The organism is Mesorhizobium sp. M4B.F.Ca.ET.058.02.1.1, assembly GCF_003952505.1.
GTDB lineage: Bacteria > Pseudomonadota > Alphaproteobacteria > Rhizobiales > Rhizobiaceae > Mesorhizobium.
Map to the genome: position 1 here is coordinate 2,966,336 of NZ_CP034450.1, position 16,991 is coordinate 2,983,326.

The window sequence follows — 16,991 nt, forward strand, 5'->3', positions numbered from 1 at the left end:
GGCCCGCCACCTTCGCCAAGCTCAAGGCAGATCTTCGCGCAAAAGCCATCAGAACTATCGCCTGACTGATAGGATGTCCGCTTTTCGGATGCGCCCGTAGTCGGCTCAATAACCGATATGGGGCGTTCGCGGCTCCACCGAGACAGTAGAGCCGCTTCCAGTCAGTCAGATAGTCAGACCTGCGTCCCTTCGGCTAGCTCGAGGGCATCTTCTACGTCGACCCCGAGATATCTCGATCTTGGTATGGCCCAGCAAAATCTGGACCGCGCGCAGGTTACCGGTCGCCTTGTAGATAAGCGATGCTTTGGTACGCCTCAGCGAATGCGTGCCGTATTCCTGCGGCCGAAGTCCGATTGCCACAACCCATTCATGGACGAGGCGGGCATACTGTCTCGTGCTCATGTGACCCTTTGGGTCCACCCTGCTCGGAAATGCATAGTCATCGACCGTACCGCCGCGCGCTTCCAGCCACGCGAGAAGACTGGATCGCGCGTCGCCAGCGACATCGTCGGCACCTCGGAGCAGATCCTGGAGCAATTGGTCAAGGACCCGATCCTGGCCGGCATACGGGAGCTTCGGCTGGAGCTGCCCAACGACTTCGAGCAGCACGAATACGAGCAGATCATCACGGACCTCATCGGCAACACGCCGCTGCTCGAACTGCACAGCTACCGGCGCAAGGGCAATCTCGCTGGCCGCATCGTCGCCAAGATCATTTCAACCCGGCCGGCAGCATCAAGGACAGGATTGCCTGGGCGATCCTCAGGGACGCCGAGGAGAACGGCAACATCCAGCCAGGTGGGCCATCGTGGATGTGACCAGCGGAAACACCGGCATCGGCTTCGCTGCCGTTGCGGCCTCGCGGGACTATCGCGCGAAATTCTGTCTCAGCGACAACATCAGCCCGGACAAGGTCATGATCCTGCGGCTCTGCGGTGCGGAGGTTGTTACACATCAACGGGATGCTCGCCAGCGCGATCTGGTTCTGGCTGCGATGCGATTCATCCGCTTGGCCGGGTGCCTAACATCGCCAGCTTGGCGCTCTATCTGCTGTTGGGCTAACCTGGAAGCTAATCGATGATAGACGAACGCAAGAAGCTGGCGGTGGTGGTATTGTGGGTGATCGGCGGGATCGCGGTGAGCCGTTTCTGGGGTGACGCGATCTTCGCTTTTGGTGGCGAGCAGCTGACTGTCGGCGCGGGCCTCGCTTATTTCGGATTGTTAGTGCTCTTCATCGAAGATTCCGCCTAGCTTGCTAAAGCGCGTCGCGCCGAAACGGATTCAGGCGACGCGCTTAAGCCCTTTGTTTTTATGACCTGTCGTTGCCCCAGAAAACGCCCACACTTCTGGGCGACATGCATTAGGAGGCTGAGGCATGATCGATGCGCTAAAGTGGATCGGTTCCTTGCTCTGCGCTGCCGCGCTGGCGTTTTTGATTTATATTCACAGCGACGAGCAGCGACTGCGTGACTTCGAAAATTGGATCAACTATTTCGCCGACGTGGCGAGCAATGAATAGGCGCGCCGGTCTCCCGTCACCCCGCCTCGTAGCGGGCAAATCTGTGAATCGCTACCGCTCGACCCCTTGCCGTGACGCCAGTCCTCATTAGGATAGAGTTCGGCCGTCATCAACGGAGGCGGAAATGACCAAACCTCATTTCAAGAAACTGCTTGGCGCGCTGGTCGCCTCATCTGTCCAGTTCGGCACGCTCGGTTTGGCGTTCGCCGATACGACCCTTCTCAACGTGTCCTACGACCCGACGCGTGAGCTCTACAAGGCCTATGACGAGGCTTTCGCCGCGCACTGGAAGGCCGAGACCGGCGAGACCGTGACCATCCAGCAGTCGCATGGCGGATCGGGCGCGCAGGCCCGCGCCGTGATCGATGGCCTCGACGCCGACGTGGTGACGCTGGCGCTCGAAGGGGACATCAACGCCATCGTCTCGAAGGCGAAGAAGATCAATCCGGACTGGCGCAAAAAGTTCGAGAACAATTCGGCCCCTTACACCTCGACCATCATCTTCCTGGTTCGCAAGGGCAACCCGAAGGGCATCCATGACTGGAACGACCTGATCAAGGACGGCGTCCAGGTGATCACGCCCAACCCGAAGACCTCCGGCGGCGCGCGCTGGAACTATCTCGCCGCCTGGGCCTATGCCAACGCCAATGACGGCGGCGACGAGGCCAAGACCAAGGAATTCATCGCCAAGCTCTACTCCCAAGTGCCGGTCCTCGACACCGGCGCGCGCGGCTCGACCGTGACCTTCGCGCAAAAGGGCCTGGGCGACGTGCTGCTGGCCTGGGAAAACGAGGCCTATCTCGCGCTCGACGAATTCGGCGCCGACAATTTCGACATCGTCTATCCGCCGACCTCGATCCTGGCCGAGCCGCCTGTCGCGGTAGTCGACGCCAATGTCGACGCCAAGGGCACGCGCAAGGTCGCCGAGGCCTATCTCGGCTACCTCTACTCCAAGGAGGGCCAGACGCTGATCGCCAAGAACCACTATCGTCCGGCAAAGCCCGATCTGGTTCCCGCCGAGGACCTCGCCAAACTGCCCGAGATCAAGCTGATCACCATCGACGATCCGCTTTTCGGCGGCTGGAAGAAGGCACAGCCTTATCATTTCGGCGATGGTGGTATATTCGACCAGATCTACAAGCCCGCCCAGTGAGGCGCGACGGCCTGACAGTCACGCCGGCCCAACCGGCAAAGGACAGCCACTCTTACTATGCTAAGTCGCCAAACAGAATGGGCCATATGAACCGGACTTCCATCGCTGGCGCTTTTCGGACACCCACACCTCCGCCGCGCCCAAATTCTAGATCCCAGCCGCGTTCCTTGAGGGGGTAGCTCGCCCTGTAGTCCGAGCCGCGGAAACAGCAGTTCAGCAACATTGAAAGCTTCCTCCAGATGCGGATAAGCGGAGGCGATAATCGTCTCCACACTGGAGTGCAAGCCGACGGCGTTTCGGGATCAACGTTTGTATTACTCATCAACGATGCCAAGTCCTGACCAAATACAGCGGCCGTCTTAGTCGATTGTTATTTTCGAGACTTTGTCGACATCGTATTTCTTCGTCTAGGCTGCGATAATACACGAATCTCTCTGCGCCACGATCCAGCGTTCTCGCGTCGAGTTCCGATGCGCCGTTCCAGTCTCCCGGGCTCTGCGACGGGGTGTTTGGGCTGCACTTAGGCAGCGCTCGAGCCGTCGTGGCGCACTTTGCCATCGGTCTGACGGAGCATCGTCACAGGCAATCGAGCGCGGTCCGGCCGTCTTTCGATCGGCGCGGCCGTAGGCAGGATAACGTGAGTTCCGTCGTTCTGGTCTGCATCGGTCCTCATCCGCCGCACCGGGTCTCCTTGTCTCAGGCGGCGTCCGTCAGCGTGCGGGCGCCATGCGTTTGAACTGCGTTCGCACCGCTCATTGTTACGCTCCCAGCAGCTTGCGGGCCTTGTCGTGCGCATGCCGGCCGGCGTCCGCCTAGCTTGCGGCTGGATCGCCGACATAGAACGTGCCGTCGCTCCAGATCGCGTGCCTGATCACGCCAGCTTGCGCGCCACCGCGACGCAGGCCTTGCGGTGGCAGGAGCGATTGGCGATCGCTGGCCCCAGCTCTTGACCTTGTCATTGAAGCGCGTCATCAGGTCCTACGCCGCCCCGTAGAGCGCGCGCCGCACGTCCATGTCGCCAGCCCTCGAGATGCGCCCCCTAGTCAGGCCGAAGTAGGCCGCGACGTCGCGCAAGCGGCGGAAGCGCGACGGATCGTCGATCGCGGTCATGAAGCCCACCGCGCTGGCCCAGGGCCGACGCCGGGGATCGCCATAAAGCGACCGATTGACCGCCCGGCTTGGTGGCGGCGCCGGGCGAGGCTGCGGGGCCATGAATGAGCGCAATGCTATGGACGTCCGCCCCGTCTATATTCGCCGGGATCGATAAAGCTCCCCGCCCAAAAGTTACGTTTGGCAATGCGGGCTTCGCGCTCTTCGGCGTGTTTCACCAGATCGCGTCCGAGATCGATGCCTCCCACGAAGCAGACGCCGACATCGTCGTCATAACGGTCCTTGCCTTCGATGATGCAGGTTACATCCCCTGCAGCAATAAGATGTTGAATGTGGTCGCGCGCATACTTGCCGCAGGGCCAGATTTTGTCAGCGGCATCGAAACACGGCTGCGAAAGTTCGGGGGCATCGATACCAAGCAACTGAACTCGTTTCTTGTCATGCCACAGTGTGTCGCCGTCATGAGCAAACCAATGCTCTGCTGCGGAAACAGGCCCACAGGTGACCACGAAGGTAAGGGCGAGGATCAACCTGCACATGGCCGAGCAAAATCTAATATGATCCCGGCAAGGATCGTCCTGCCATCGCTCTGGATGCCTACGGCCCGCAGGCAAAGGCCAATCGGCGGGAGTTCTGAAGCTCCGCCCGGCACGATGTTCTCATCCACTGAACTGGTCAAGCACCTCTTATTGCGGGGGAACGCCTTACTGCCAAAGCAGATGTTGCTCAGTCAGCCTGTCCGGAAGGGCGCGTCCGGTCTTTATCGCTTAGTTGCCCGCCGAGTGTCAGCAAGCCCTAACTTCCGCGATCACGCCATACTCCCGCGGACAGCCTTACCCTACCTCAATGTCGCGGCGGACCTGATCCGCCTTGGCCGGCGCCTGTTACCCCAAGCCCCCCGCCCAATAGGCGTCGGCCATCTCTTCACAGAGAAGCCTAGGACGCGCATTTCCCGTTTCCGCTGTCAGCGCAGAGCCCGGGCCTCCCGGCGCCCGCCTGGTCCTTTCGGCCCGCACTAGCAGCTAAGCCATGAGGCGCTTCGAAATCGCCCGCAATAGCTCCGTTTCGTCGGCAATCCCGTTCCGGAAAGCGCTGACGATTTCAGCAGCGAGGTCTTCCCTCTGCTCTTTGTCTTTTTGGGCTAGACGGCGCTCATCGCAAAGCCGATCGAACACCCGCTGGAGCAACTCCAGATCGCTTGGCACAAGTATCCCGTCGAGGCACGACAGAGGCATTACGCAACCCTCAATTGGCTAAGACCCTGCCTGTTATTTTGTGAGCGGTTTGCCGATTTCAAGCTACCTCTTGCGCCGCTTCTCCGGCGTCCTGGCAATGCTGGTGAACTGCAGTTTCCGATCTTTACGCCGACACGCAGGAAGCCGCTGCGCGACATGGTCGATTAGCTGCCCTTGGCCCTGCCGTAGGCGTTGGGGCTGGTGTCGGGCGTGTAGATCAGGCCGACATCCGTGCCGCCGCACCTGTTGCATTTCAACTTGGGAATGAGGTCATCGGCCTTTGCCGGCGCGTCAGGGCCGTAGCGGTCCCGGAGCTGGGCAAGGTCGAGCTTTTGGCTATGGTTGCAGGGAGACCAATGACAGAACGCCGTCACGGCCATCTTGGCGTCGATCAAGCTTTGGAATGTCCAGCCCTTGCCCATGCACCCGATATAGTGCGGCTCCAATCAATCCGCCACGCCGGCCTCCCGATGAACGGTGGCGTCAAAGATCACCTCATAGACGCTCCCAATTTCTTCCTCGATCTCCGTGCTGTCGATCCCGAGTACCTTGGCGTCAGCAAAAAGCTGTTGGGCCAATTCAGCCACGGAGATGACGTCGGCGCCGACCGTCTCCGGGATGTTGTTGGAAATCCATTTGTGGAGAAAGTTGATGCCGCGCGTGCTCATCTCGGCGACAAGCGCCGGCGGGGCATTAGGTTCCTTCCGTCGGAGACGTTAGGTCGACATCTCTTTGATGACCGCATCGAGCGAGGCGATATCTTCCAGCGCGGCTATTTCGAGCGGATCAGCCGCCTGTGCTGGCGTGCGTATCTCAGGAACGCCACCAGGCCCTATTGGCGCGTAGCTCATTACAAGGGTGTCGCGATACTGCCTGAGCAGGACGAGCGCTCTATCAATGGTTCGTTGGTCCATCGGTGAGATTTTAGCATATAGGTCCAACTCTGCGCACTACGCTAATTCTTCCCGAAATCCTGCCCGTTTCGGCGTCAAAGGTCACCTTGTCGATGAAGCGTCCTAATTGGCATCCCCCTGTCCGTTTCCGCTACCGACAATGCCAAAATCCTGAGATTTGATATTTCCATCCGCCAAGAGAAAGCCCTCAGCAGCCAGGCCCCGCCTCAACAACTCACGCACCGCTGACGCTCGGCTTGGCATTCGTCTTTCAAAGCGCCAGTCCTCCAGCGCATCAATTTCCCTTTGCGACAACATTATTTGAAGACGTACAGGTCTCTCGATTTGTGGCATTTTGCGACCTCACCCATAAAGCGTCGAATGAGTAGTTAGCGTATAATGAGCATAACACTCCAAAGGTTGCATGACCATCGTCTTGGGTCTGTACGCCTGATGAGGCGAATGCATTAAGGGCTGCGTCTACCGTAAGTACTAACTTCTTGAAAATATTAGCTTATTTAATGCTTTGTGACTTGTGCTCCCCTTCGCGAGCGCGCATGGTGAAGGTGAGGGTAACCCGGTCCGGAGGACAAGAGGTCACCATGCGCTACCATTATTCACAGACCCTACTGGACGACGTTACGGCGAGTGTCACTGAGGCGTTCCAGAGGCTTCGCATTGTCAACGTTCCGGTCGTGGCGGAACAAGTCAGGCGTCGTCATCTCTCGGAGAATATCGCCCTTGAGGACATTGAGGAGATAGTCCTGGACACCGCTCAAATGTTTCACATCCCGATGGAATTCGACGGTACGCGCGGCATTTTTGCTGGGCACGAAGCGGAAACCAGGCTGGCCGGGCGATTTGCGACCTCCCTCCACGGCCAACCACCACGCCTTTTGGCGAGCGAGAACTAACGCTTGGCCAGCGCGAAACGGTCGATGGCCCCGAAATATCTCGATCATCGGTTGCAATGCCCCGGTGCCGCAATGCTTATGTGCGATATCGACCACTTCAAGAAGCTCAACGATCACCTCGGACCATGCCGAAGGCGACCGATGCCTAGTGGAGGTCGCACCGATCATTCGAGACAACATCCGGCGCGGTGATCTTGTGGCCCGCTACGGAGGCGAAGAGTTCCTCGTTGTTCTGCCCGGCATAAAGGACGAGGCGTCCTCTGTCGCGGAACGCATCCGGGAAAGCGTAGAAGCCGCCGCCATTCACAACCCGGGATCGCGGCTGTCTCCTCGCGTAACACTCAGCATCGGAGTGGCAATTCAAACTTCGGACGAGGTGATCTCGCCGGAGAAACTGCAACGCCAAGCGGATGAAGCACTCCTGGTGCTCGGAACCATCTTTCTCGGTTTCGCCACGCCGACCGAAGGCGGCGCCATGGGCTCGGTCGGCGCCCTCATCATGGCGGCGGCCAAGCGCCGGCTTTCGCTCGACCTGATCCGGCAGGCGCTGACCTCGACGACGCGGTTGTCGTCCTTCGTTCTCTCCATTCTGATCGGCTCGCGCGTCTTCTATTTGACTTTCTGTGGTGTGAACGGCCATCTGTGGGTGGAGCATCTCTTGGTGTCACTGCCCGGCGGCGAGGTCGGCTTCCTGATCGTCACCAACCTGATCGTCTTCTTCCTCGCCTTTTAGGCGAACCTAAGGACCAGGAGGAGGACTAGAATTCCATGTGCATGTGGTGTCTCTTTCATCCACAAAAGGGTAGATGAACCCATCACGAGCGCGGCTGGTTTGAGGCCGGAAGCGCTCTGGCTGCTTTGGAGCTAATGTCGGCGATTTCGGTCGGTAGGCCATCTGTTAAGACGGTCCGTGTGGTCATTCGAACCACTGTCGCGATCGCGATCTATTTTATCCCATTTTTTGATGCTTTCCTCGTCCCGCCCGGCCGCGCACCCATGCTCGAGCGCGCGCGGCTACTCTGGAGCATGGCGGCCACGAATCGCAGATAGCGCACGAATTCGAGCCAGAATCATCCCATCCGGCATCGGTGAAGAACCTATGCCCGAACAGGCGTAGGATTGGACCTCGGCCGGTAGCGATGTCGATCAATGCCAGAGCAAGCGCCGACCAGCGCTACTCCCCCGCTCACATCGTTCTGGACCATGCAGCGAAGACATGGGCTACCTTGACCGCACTCGCCTGCGGGGCTTGCGCAACCCATTCCAGCAAGGTTTCGAAACGGGCCTCGGGATCAAGCATGTCGTCATCATCTTGGTCCGTGGATGCGACGCCGCTTCGCGTTCACCCGACCCTTGTTCCCCTAGCAGATGGCCTGGAACCCTGTCGGGTGCAGCATTGCGGCAGTTTGCTTGCCGACAACTATTCCTGCTGGAATTGACATGGCCAATCTTCAGGCCTGGTCAAGCCAGACGGCAACTCGGTCCGGGTGTCTCCGCAAGCCATGTTGAGCTGCCATTGGGACAGACCCGCCGATTTGGAAAGATCGAGGCCCTCGATACGGGTCAGAAAGAAAAAAGCGCGGTCAAAGTCTATCGGCTCGGTGAACGTCGCTCCTCGGAAGTCCGCCCGCGCGAGATTGGCAAACGAAAAGCGGCTGCCACTGATATCGGCGTCATGGAACTGCGCTCGCCCTAATTCCGCCTTTGTGAAATCAACATCGGTCAGATTGGCGTCCTGGAAATTCGAGCGCTGCACTTCCGCGCTCGTAAACACAGCGCCCTGCGCGTCCATATGGCTGAAGTCGGTCCTGTAGGCCTCGATTTTGTCGAACCGGGCTCCTTTGGCGGTCGAGCCGGCTAGGGAAGCACGCACAAGCGTTGCCTTCTCAAAATTTGCCGCAAGGAGATTGCTGTTCCTGAGGTCGGTCGAAGTGAAATCAACACCGATCAGGTTCGCGCCGCTCAGGTCCTGTCCTTTAAGGATGAGAAGCTTTTTGTCACAGTCCTGCCAATTGACGCCGGGCGTCGCGGCTGCGTCGCAATTTTGAGCGGCAGTGGCGTTCTGCCAAGCAAATACAATGCAAACCGCTAGAACCAAGCCGGATGTGACGTAAGCTCTAGTTCGTCTCAAAGTCATTGTTTCTGGACCTCTCCTACTCGCCGACAATCAAGCTTACCACATCTGCTGGCAATCGACCCACGGTAACGACCGCCGTCACATTTGGCGCATTTCTGCACAATTGCGGCTCGGAATTGCAGCCGATACTAGGCGTCGCTCATCTACCTCTCCAAAGCGGTGGCGTGGACTACGCTCACCCCGCGCGAGCTTGAAGGCGACCCGCTGCCTTCTCCGAGCTGGTTTCTTCACTACTGTAGCGCGCACCAGGTGATTTCCGGAAGCGGAACAGCCCTGGAGCAGCAGCGTTCGCCCTGATGGCTCTCGTCACTGGGTTTGCGTCTGCAATAAACGTCCTATCTGATGGTTCTGCTCTTCACCCGATTGCGGCAATAAGCGCAGAAATGCGGGCTCGCACCCTCGGAGGTAGTTGAACAAGTTGCTCGATCAGGCGCCGACCTTCTGCGCTGGCAATGAAGCCAATGCGCTCATCGGTTCGTAGACGTGAAGCCTCATTGCCGCTCTCACCATTCTCCGGAAGGCCTTCGAAAAACCGACTGACGGCGACGCCTAGCGACCTGCCAATCTCGTAGAGCATGGACGCGCTCACTCGGTTCCTTGCGTTCTCGTATTTTTGGAGTTGTTGAAAGGTTATGCCTATCGATCGGGCAAGCTGAACCTGCGATACGTCTGACTGCACGCGAACCGCTGCGATCTGCCTGCCGACATGCACATCGACGGGGTGAGGCTCACGCCCGATCTTTGGTTGTGGCGCCGCCAGGGACGGGCTGGAGCGGTGCGTTCGATGCCCCAACAGATCTTTGGGTGAAAATCAGTCGCGGTCGGTTCTGGTTTTTGTGTCGATTGTCAGCCGAATTTTCGCGCAGGCGGCACAACTATCCTGCCGGAGTATCCGGATATTTCGATCCCGGTACCGAAGGCACGCGAGCGGCTTACGAAGCCCTCGAGACCATCTCGCGCCACGTGCCCGGTGGCGGGGACCGGGACCAATCTGCCCCTTTCGGATCCTATGCGATCATTTAGATCGCCGATCACTACCGGCAGAAGGTCTATGCCTTCGAGGGTTCCACTCTCATCGTAGCGGCAAGCCGCGACAATGCTCTGCCAGACTTCCGGAGGATCCCATTCGCCCTCGTCCGGATGGACGTGAAACAGGAAATTTCCGAGACCGTAGAAGATGGGCAAGCCGTTATAGATTTCCACCGCCTGAAGAACCGGGGCACCGTGGCTGACGAAGACGTCTGCGCCGGCGTCGATGCATGTGCGGGCAAAGGTCTGCACCCAGCGCGGCACATCCTGCCAGCCCGGTTCCCAATGATGGTGGTGCAGATAGGCGATGACGAAATCGCCCCGCGCAGACGCCTGACCGATGGCAGACAGATGGATGCTGGCGCTCGCTTGATCGACTTCGACCATGCGGCCGAAATTGGCTGCTTGGGTGAACACGGTGCCGTAGAAATTGAGCTCCCCGTCGCTCGCTATCTCCGGCGGATCTTCCGGCTGCGCATAATTGGTCAGTTCGAAGGGAGAACTTTGCAAATGGCCTCCAAGCCGTGCCAACCGTCGGAAATGCCCGTCCGGCACTCCAATTTTTCGAACGGTCTTAAGCCGGTTGACGCCAGGGCGAGACGGGCGAAAGGCCGTGTGGTTCTCGGCATACATGCTGGACGGGCCGGGACCCGCATCGATCGCAAGAAGAGCGACGTCGCGTGTACCTAGCCGGCGGCGGCCCAGTTCCCGGGCATCGGTCGCGTCGACCCCGATGCCCGCATGCAGGAAGCCCCGTTCTTGAACTTCCTCTAGCGTCGAGAGGACGCCGCCAGCACCGAGATCGAACGCGTGGTTGTTCGCTAAGGCGAGCGCGTTGAAACCAATGTCCTGCAATGCATCCAGAACTTCGGCCCTGGAATAGCCGAAGTACCTGCCCTTGGTCGGGCAGTGTTGCGACCTTCTCCAGTATCTTGAGCATGACGCGGATTTCAGTTGGGGAGAGCGAGCGATCTCTCGGGACAAAGTGAGCAATCGATGCCGGCCCTACGTCGTCGGCCGGATTGGACACCTTCTCGCCATGGAGAATGGCGAAGCCGTAAATTTGCTTGAGGATATCACGGACGTGGATCGCCGTTGCCGGCGCTCCACGCTCGACGATCTTGGCACATTGGGCGCGAAGATCGTCCGGTGTGATTTCGGTCAGCAGCCTATTGCGCCAAACCGGCAGGAGTTCGCGTTCGTAAATTGACCGGCGCATTGAGCGAGTGCTATCCGCCATTGATGCCATGGTCAGCCACTTCTCTCCAAACTGACCAAAGCTCTTTGCTTCTTTCAGTCGCCGTTTGTCGCGCTGCTTCTCGATGGCTGGAGAGCGACCTTCTCTAACCGCTCGACGTGCATCGAGGCATTTTTCCCGGGCTTGGAGCAGGGAGATCCCATCGCGCCCGTACTTGCCGAGATAGACGGTCTCCCTCCGGCCATTGAGCCTGTAATCCAGACGAAACGAGATCGTGCCGCTAGGCATGACGCGGACATACATCCCGTCACGATCCGCCACCTTGTACATTTTCTGCTTTATTTTCAATGCCTTGATTGCGGCGTCCGTCAGCATCCCGACTGCCTTTCCAAAAGTACCGTCACGGGTTTTTTGAGGGCTTTTGGCGGAACTTCTTCTTAATTTTCATAGCCTTAGCCTGAAAAAAGTACCGTCATCAGACCTCTATGACGTGACGGTACTGTCGAAAATTCATCGTGGCAATATGTCGGAGGTCCGGCAGCCAGTCCGGCAAGGCCGAACAATGCACGCCGATAGGCAGCGAAAGCTGCTGGCAAAAATTATTTTTAATTTCAGTTAGTTAGATCGATTTTTGGCGTAATTTCGGCGAGGTTCGGATAGACCTGAATCATTCCCACTCGATCGTGCCGGGCGGCTTCGACGTCACATCGTAGACGACGCGGTTGATGCCCCGTACCTCGTTGATGATGCGGGTGGCGGCGGCGGCAAGGAAGTTCATGTCATAGTGGTAGAAGTCGGCGGTCATGCCGTCGACCGAGGTGACGGCGCGCAACGCGCAGACGAATTCGTAGGTGCGGCCGTCGCCCATCACGCCGACGGTCTGCACCGGCAAGAGCACGGCGAAGGCCTGCCAGATGGCGTCGTAGAGGCCGGCCTTTCGGATCTCGTCGAGATAGATGGCGTCGGCCTCGCGCAGGATCTCAAGCTTCTCGCGAGAGATGCCGCCCGGGCAGCGTATGGCAAGGCCGGGGCCCGGGAACGGATGCCGGCCGATGAAGCTCTCGGGCAGGCCGAGCTCCTTGCCCAGCGCCCTCACCTCGTCCTTGAACAATTCGCGCAGCGGCTCGACCAGCTTCATGTTCATGCGCTCTGGCAGGCCGCCGACATTGTGGTGTGACTTGATCGTCACCGACGGGCCGCCGGAGAAGGAGACGCTTTCGATGACGTCGGGATAGAGCGTGCCCTGGGCCAGGAAATCGGCGCCGCCGAGCTTCTTGGCCTCTTCCTCGAACACTTCGATGAAGAGCCGTCCGATCGTCTTGCGCTTCTTTTCGGGATCGGCCTCGCCTTCCAGCGCCGAGATGAAGCGGTCGGACGCGTCGACCAGGATCAGCGGCAAATTGTAGTGCTGGCGGAACATCTCCACCACGCTCGCCGCCTCGTCCTTGCGCATCAGGCCATGGTCGACGAGGATGCAGGTGAGCTGATCGCCGACCGCCTCGTGGATGAGAAGTGCGGCGACCGAGGAATCGACGCCGCCCGACAGCGCGCAGATCACCTTGCCCTTGCCGACCTGCTTGCGGATCGCCTCGACGGCGTGCTCGCGATAGGCGCGCATCGTCCAGTCGCCCTCGATGCCGGCGATGTTGTGGACGAAGTTCCTGAGCAGCCTGGCGCCGTCCGGCGTATGCACCACCTCGGGATGGAACATGATGCCGTACATCTTGCGCTCGACATCGCCGAAGATGGCGAAGGGCGAGCCTTCGGACCTGCCGAACACCTCGAAGCCCTTGGGGAGCGAGATGACGCGGTCGCCATGGCTCATCCACACCTGGTGCCGCTGGCCGGGCGCCCACAGGCCCTCGAACAGCGGGCTCTCCTTCTCGATCTCGACGAAGGCGCGGCCGAACTCGCGATGGTTGGAGCTTTCGGCGACGCCGCCCATCTGCACACAAAGCGCCATCTGGCCATAGCAGATGCCGAGCACCGGCACGCCGGCCTCGAAGACGATCTGCGGGGCGCGCGGGCTGCCGATATCGGTGGTCGAGGCCGGGCCGCCAGACAGGATCACCGCTTTGGGATTGACGCGCTCGAAGGCCGTCTCGGCCGACTGGAACGGCACGATCTCGGAAAAGACGCCGGCCTCGCGGATGCGGCGGGCGATGAGCTGCGTGAACTGGCTGCCGAAGTCGACAATCAGGACGGTGTCGGAGCGATTGGCTGTTTTCATGGCGAGCGTTTAGAGAAAGAAACGAGTCGGCGCAATGGGTTGCGAGGCGTCCGGTTCAATCCGACGGCTTCGCCGCGCCCAGGCTGACCGTGCCGGAAGCGATCGCCTGTTCCAGAAGGCCGACCGCGCCGGCCAGTTTCTCGTCGATGACGTGCAGGTATTCCGTCCAGTCGCCGACATGCCTGAGGTCAGCCGCGCCATCGGAAATGCCGCGCAGGCCGGCGAGTGGCACGCCGAACAGCTGGCAGGCGCGCAGGCAGGCGAAAGTTTCCATGTCGACCATGTCAGCGGCGATCGCATCATAGGCAGCGCCGGAGATGATCGCGCCGCCGGTCGACAGCGACGCCTCCCTGATGCCGGGGATCCTTAGCGGCAAGGGCACGGTGACCGGCAGGTCGAGAAACGGCGTGGCACCCTTCTCGAAGCCCAAAGGCGAGGCGTCGATGTCGCGATAGGCGACCGAAACCGCCTGATAGATCTCCGCCTGCTCCAGCGTGCGGCTGCCGGCCGAGCCGAGCGAGACGACAAGATCCGGCAGCGCCTTCCCCCCCTCAGCCGGGCAAGCTCGGCGCCCAGCCTGACCCCGGCCTCGACCGGCCCGACGCCAGTCATCAGCGGCGTGAACAGTTTTCTGAGATGCGGACCGTATTCGGCCTGCGCGGCCATGACGAAGAGAACGTCCCTGCCCGCGATCCGCACAGCGCTTGCCATGGATTATCCTTCGATCCCGTCCCGTCCGACGACCGTCATCATGGTGCCGGTCATGGTGGCGATCAGCTTGGCCTCGCCGTCGGCGGCGAAGGCGTAGGCCTGGCCGTCGGCGACGATGATGGTGCGGCCTGGCTTGGTCACCGAGCCGCGGAACAGGAAGCGCTCGCCCCTGCCCGGCGCCAGGAGATTGACCTTGAACTCTATGGTCAGCACGCTGGAATTCTGCGGCAGCAGCGAGAAGGCAGCATAGCCGCAGGCCGAGTCCAGCGCCGTCGAGATGACGCCGGCATGCAGGAAACCATGCTGCTGGGTGAGCGCGGCCGAGTAGGGCATCTCGATCTCGATGATGCCGGGTGTCACCAGGGTCAGCTCGGCGCCGATGGTCGTCATCGCCTGCTGCCGGGCGAAGGATGTGCGGACCCGGTCCTCATAGTCAGGAGCGGGTACGATCTTTGCTGCCATGGCTGTCGCCTTCATTTCCTGGGAAAGCTTATTGCAGAGGCACGCCGCGCAGGCAATCTCTTATGTTGCAGTGCAGCAATGCCGGCACCCCTGCCTCAACCCGCCCTGTGCAGCGCGCAGACATAGAACCCGTCGGTGCCGCTCAGCGCCGGCGACAGCGAGATACCGCCGCCGGCGCCGATGCGCGCGGCGGCTTCATGGCCGGGAAAGCGGCCGTCCCAGAGCTTGCGGTGGTCAACAGGCGCGAACTCACCATGGCGGGCGCGGAAATCGGCCACTTGCTCGCCATTCTCGGCGTCGAACACCGAGCAGGTGATGTAGACCAGCAAGCCACCGGGTTTGACGAAGGCCTTGGCCGCGTCGAGGATTTCCCTTTGCTCGCCCCGGCGCTGGTCGAGCTGTCTTTGCGTCAACCGCCATTTGGCGTCGGGGCGGCGCCGCCAGGTGCCGCTGCCAGTGCAGGGGGCGTCGACCAGCACGATGTCCATATGGCCAGCGAGCGGGCCCAGTTCGGCGGGTTTGCTGACGATCTGGATGTTTCGGTTTTCGGACCGGCGCATGCGGTCGAAGATCGGCGCAAGCCGCGCCTTTTCGGCATCATGGGCAAATATCTGGCCGCGATTGTCCATTTCGGCCGACAGCGCCAGCGTCTTGCCGCCGGCGCCGGCGCAATAGTCGAGCACCTGCATTCCGGCCTCGGCGCCGGCCAGCGTCGCGACGATCTGCGACCCTTCGTCCTGGACCTCGAACCAGCCCTTCTGGAAGGCGGGTTCGGCCTGGACGTTGGGGTGCCTGCCGTCGCCATCGATCGGCGGGATGCGGATGCCTTGCGCGGCAATGCTCGCGGCAGCCGCGCCCGTGCCGTTGAGTTCGGCCAGCACCTTGCCGCGATCGGCCTGCAGCGTGTTGACCCTGAGGTCCAGCGGCGGGCGAGCGGCGAGCGCCGCCCCTTCCGCGACCCACGTCTCGCCGAAAGCCTGCCCGAACAGCGGCACACACCAGTCCGGAATGTCGGCTCGTACCGCGTCCGGCGCATCGGCCGGGCGGCGATCGGCCGCCGCCATCAGTTCGGTGTCGCTGAGCAGCGGCGGCGCGAACCTGTCGCCGTCCAGCGCATCGTTCAGCGACTGTGCCGTCTGGCCCCATTCGAGCAGCAGGGCGCCGAAGCCGATTGCGCGCGGGGTGTCCTCGCCGAGCAGCCAGCCGGCGGAACGCTTGCGGCGCAGCGCGTCATAGACGATGTTGCCGATCGCCGCGCGATCGCCGCCGCCGGCAAAGCGGTGCGACAGGCCCCAGTCGCGCAGGGCGTCGGCCACCGGCCGGTGCCGCCGGCCGATGTCTTCCAGAACCTCAATGGCCGCCGCCAGCCTTCCGCCCAGTCTCATTCCTGCTCCGTCAACCGTTGCCTTCAGTCCTGCTCTTAGAGCCTTTCCTGCTCCGATTGAAACAGTTCTGTTGCGGTGAGGCCAAAACGGCCGGTCCAATGCCATCCTGCGTACGACATACGGAACGCTTTTCGATGCAGTCGGTCCTCAGCGGAAAACAAGAACAAATCAACCGGAACATGAAATATGTCTAATATTTTTACTAACGAGTACAAGCAAGCCCGCGGGCTTAACCACTCCGCTTTCCAAGATTTCGGGTTGCGAATACTCTCTCAGCCGTGATTCGCGACGCAGTAAAGGCGGTTTTGCGGATCGATACGAGGAGAGGGCAATGAAGACTTATCTTGCGGAAGTTCTAGGCACATTCCTGTTGGTATTCATCGGCACGGCTTCTGTGGTCACGGGCGGCTTCGGCGGCGCGCTGCCGCTTGGCCAGGAAGGCATCGGCCTGGCGTTCGGCATCGGCCTCATCGCGGCGGCCTATGCGATCGGGCCGATCTCGGGCGCGCATCTCAATCCGGCTGTGACGCTTGGCGCCTTCCTCGCCGGCCGGCTGCCGGCAAAGGACGTCGTTCCCTACTGGATCGCGCAGATCATCGGCGCCATCATCGCCTCGCTGGCGCTGTGGATCATCGTCTCCGGCCAGGTCGGCGGCCACACTGGCGGTTTCGGCGCCAATGGCTGGGACGAAGCGAAATGGGGCGTCAGCTCGGCTTTCCTGTGGGAATTGATCGCAACCTTCACCTTCGTCACCGTGATCCTCGGCGTCACGGCGCAAAATCACAGCACGACCTTCGCCGGGCTGGTCATCGGCCTGACGCTGGCCGGGCTGCACTTCGCCATCATCCCGGTCACCGGCACCTCGCTCAATCCGGCCCGCTCGATCGGTCCGGCGCTGTTTTCGGGCGCGGCGGCGCTCAGCCAGCTGTGGCTGTTCATCGTCGCGCCACTGATCGGCGGCGCCATCGCCGGCGTCGTCGCCAAGGCGCGCATCTTCGAGAAGGACTGATTTTTT

General features: G+C 60.8%; 16 protein-coding genes and 6 pseudogenes. 7 read left to right on the forward strand and 15 right to left on the reverse strand.

What is annotated here, in order from left to right; translation table 11 throughout:
* Window positions 1–173 precede the first annotated feature (173 nt).
* Window positions 174–492 (reverse strand): annotated as a pseudogene (locus EJ073_RS14715) (tyrosine-type recombinase/integrase); the annotation flags it as partial.
* A gap of 322 nt (window positions 493–814) precedes the next feature.
* Between EJ073_RS14715 and EJ073_RS32145 the strand changes: the two are divergent.
* The 4 genes from EJ073_RS32145 to EJ073_RS14725 all read left to right on the forward strand — a co-directional run bounded on the left by EJ073_RS32145 (window position 815) and on the right by EJ073_RS14725 (window position 2,672).
* Entirely contained in the window at window positions 815–1,081 is a 267-nt protein-coding gene (locus EJ073_RS32145) for a pyridoxal-phosphate dependent enzyme (protein WP_245455732.1), read from the forward strand.
* Complete coding sequence (locus tag EJ073_RS31575; protein WP_189375144.1) at window positions 1,078–1,251, forward strand: hypothetical protein; 174 nt, start codon at window positions 1,078–1,080, stop codon at window positions 1,249–1,251. Before EJ073_RS32145 ends, EJ073_RS31575 begins: the two co-directional genes overlap by 4 nt.
* 124 nt (window positions 1,252–1,375) lie before the next feature.
* Window positions 1,376–1,519, forward strand: coding sequence for a hypothetical protein (locus EJ073_RS31580; protein WP_189375145.1), 144 nt, complete (start codon window positions 1,376–1,378; stop codon window positions 1,517–1,519).
* Window positions 1,520–1,643: 124 nt separating this feature from the next.
* Window positions 1,644–2,672, forward strand: a complete 1,029-nt coding sequence (locus EJ073_RS14725) for a sulfate ABC transporter substrate-binding protein (protein ID WP_126056369.1) — start codon at window positions 1,644–1,646, stop codon at window positions 2,670–2,672.
* Between the two features lie 812 nt (window positions 2,673–3,484).
* Here EJ073_RS14725 and EJ073_RS14735 read toward each other — a convergent pair.
* The 6 genes and pseudogenes from EJ073_RS14735 to EJ073_RS31850 form a co-directional block, all read right to left on the reverse strand.
* A pseudogene (locus EJ073_RS14735) lies at window positions 3,485–3,832 on the reverse strand (transposase); the annotation flags it as partial.
* 66 nt (window positions 3,833–3,898) lie between these two features.
* Window positions 3,899–4,312 (reverse strand): thermonuclease family protein, encoded by a 414-nt coding sequence (locus EJ073_RS14740; protein WP_189375146.1) that lies wholly within the window; start codon window positions 4,310–4,312, stop codon window positions 3,899–3,901.
* An 869-nt stretch (window positions 4,313–5,181) separates the two neighbouring features.
* Window positions 5,182–5,412, reverse strand: coding sequence for a hypothetical protein (locus tag EJ073_RS14750; RefSeq protein ID WP_245455612.1), 231 nt, complete (start codon window positions 5,410–5,412; stop codon window positions 5,182–5,184).
* Between the two features lie 51 nt (window positions 5,413–5,463).
* On the reverse strand, window positions 5,464–5,685 hold the full coding sequence (locus EJ073_RS14755) for a DUF768 domain-containing protein (RefSeq protein ID WP_126056373.1): 222 nt from the start codon (window positions 5,683–5,685) through the stop codon (window positions 5,464–5,466).
* 48 nt (window positions 5,686–5,733) lie between these two features.
* Window positions 5,734–5,868, reverse strand: coding sequence for a hypothetical protein (locus EJ073_RS32755; protein WP_281033065.1), 135 nt, complete (start codon window positions 5,866–5,868; stop codon window positions 5,734–5,736).
* Window positions 5,869–6,536: 668 nt separating this feature from the next.
* A complete protein-coding gene (locus EJ073_RS31850) occupies window positions 6,537–6,941 on the reverse strand; it encodes a hypothetical protein (protein ID WP_126056376.1) in 405 nt (134 codons plus the stop codon).
* On the opposite strand from EJ073_RS31850, the pseudogene EJ073_RS32155 reads away from it, so the two are divergent.
* A pseudogene (locus EJ073_RS32155) lies at window positions 6,885–7,251 on the forward strand (diguanylate cyclase); the annotation flags it as partial. The gene EJ073_RS31850 and the pseudogene EJ073_RS32155 overlap by 57 nt on opposite strands.
* Window positions 7,246–7,554 (forward strand): annotated as a pseudogene (locus EJ073_RS32160) (TRAP transporter large permease subunit); the annotation flags it as partial. The pseudogenes EJ073_RS32155 and EJ073_RS32160, both read left to right, overlap by 6 nt.
* A 690-nt stretch (window positions 7,555–8,244) precedes the next feature.
* Here EJ073_RS32160 and EJ073_RS14780 read toward each other — a convergent pair.
* From EJ073_RS14780 to EJ073_RS14815, 8 genes and pseudogenes are all read right to left on the reverse strand, one after another.
* Window positions 8,245–8,961 (reverse strand): pentapeptide repeat-containing protein, encoded by a 717-nt coding sequence (locus tag EJ073_RS14780; protein ID WP_126056377.1) that lies wholly within the window; start codon window positions 8,959–8,961, stop codon window positions 8,245–8,247.
* Between the two features lie 355 nt (window positions 8,962–9,316).
* On the reverse strand, window positions 9,317–9,673 hold the full coding sequence (locus EJ073_RS14785) for a helix-turn-helix transcriptional regulator (RefSeq protein ID WP_281034933.1): 357 nt from the start codon (window positions 9,671–9,673) through the stop codon (window positions 9,317–9,319).
* Between the two features lie 134 nt (window positions 9,674–9,807).
* A complete protein-coding gene (locus tag EJ073_RS14790; protein WP_245455616.1) occupies window positions 9,808–10,845 on the reverse strand; it encodes a CapA family protein in 1,038 nt (345 codons plus the stop codon).
* A gap of 49 nt (window positions 10,846–10,894) precedes the next feature.
* Window positions 10,895–11,563 (reverse strand): annotated as a pseudogene (locus tag EJ073_RS14795) (Arm DNA-binding domain-containing protein); the annotation flags it as partial.
* Window positions 11,564–11,855: 292 nt separating this feature from the next.
* Window positions 11,856–13,418, reverse strand: a complete 1,563-nt coding sequence (gene guaA / locus EJ073_RS14800) for a glutamine-hydrolyzing GMP synthase (protein ID WP_126056379.1) — start codon at window positions 13,416–13,418, stop codon at window positions 11,856–11,858.
* Between the two features lie 55 nt (window positions 13,419–13,473).
* Window positions 13,474–14,129, reverse strand: a pseudogene (locus tag EJ073_RS14805) (5'-methylthioadenosine/S-adenosylhomocysteine nucleosidase).
* 3 nt (window positions 14,130–14,132) lie between these two features.
* A complete protein-coding gene (locus EJ073_RS14810) occupies window positions 14,133–14,591 on the reverse strand; it encodes a PaaI family thioesterase (protein ID WP_126056380.1) in 459 nt (152 codons plus the stop codon).
* 95 nt (window positions 14,592–14,686) lie between these two features.
* The gene (locus tag EJ073_RS14815; RefSeq protein ID WP_126056381.1) at window positions 14,687–15,976 is read right to left on the reverse strand and encodes an RsmB/NOP family class I SAM-dependent RNA methyltransferase; all 1,290 of its coding nucleotides are present in this window, start codon (window positions 15,974–15,976) and stop codon (window positions 14,687–14,689) included.
* Between the two features lie 331 nt (window positions 15,977–16,307).
* Here EJ073_RS14815 and EJ073_RS14820 point away from each other — a divergent pair, with 331 nt between their 5' ends.
* A complete protein-coding gene (locus EJ073_RS14820; protein WP_126056382.1) occupies window positions 16,308–16,985 on the forward strand; it encodes an MIP family channel protein in 678 nt (225 codons plus the stop codon).
* Window positions 16,986–16,991 lie beyond the last annotated feature (6 nt).

Bases quoted from the DNA above. Each gene is read 5' to 3' on its own strand.
- EJ073_RS31575 (WP_189375144.1), top strand. From the start codon at position 1,078: ATGATAGACGAACGCAAGAAGCTGGCGGTGGTGGTATTGTGGGTGATC.
- EJ073_RS31580 (WP_189375145.1), top strand. From the start codon at position 1,376: ATGATCGATGCGCTAAAGTGGATCGGTTCCTTGCTCTGCGCTGCCGCG.
- EJ073_RS14725 (WP_126056369.1), top strand. From the start codon at position 1,644: ATGACCAAACCTCATTTCAAGAAACTGCTTGGCGCGCTGGTCGCCTCA.
- EJ073_RS14755 (WP_126056373.1), bottom strand. From the start codon at position 5,685: ATGAGCACGCGCGGCATCAACTTTCTCCACAAATGGATTTCCAACAAC.
- EJ073_RS32755 (WP_281033065.1), bottom strand. From the start codon at position 5,868: ATGAGCTACGCGCCAATAGGGCCTGGTGGCGTTCCTGAGATACGCACG.
- EJ073_RS14780 (WP_126056377.1), bottom strand. From the start codon at position 8,961: ATGACTTTGAGACGAACTAGAGCTTACGTCACATCCGGCTTGGTTCTA.
- guaA (WP_126056379.1), bottom strand. From the start codon at position 13,418: ATGAAAACAGCCAATCGCTCCGACACCGTCCTGATTGTCGACTTCGGC.
- EJ073_RS14810 (WP_126056380.1), bottom strand. From the start codon at position 14,591: ATGGCAGCAAAGATCGTACCCGCTCCTGACTATGAGGACCGGGTCCGC.
- EJ073_RS14815 (WP_126056381.1), bottom strand. From the start codon at position 15,976: ATGAGACTGGGCGGAAGGCTGGCGGCGGCCATTGAGGTTCTGGAAGAC.
- EJ073_RS14820 (WP_126056382.1), top strand. From the start codon at position 16,308: ATGAAGACTTATCTTGCGGAAGTTCTAGGCACATTCCTGTTGGTATTC.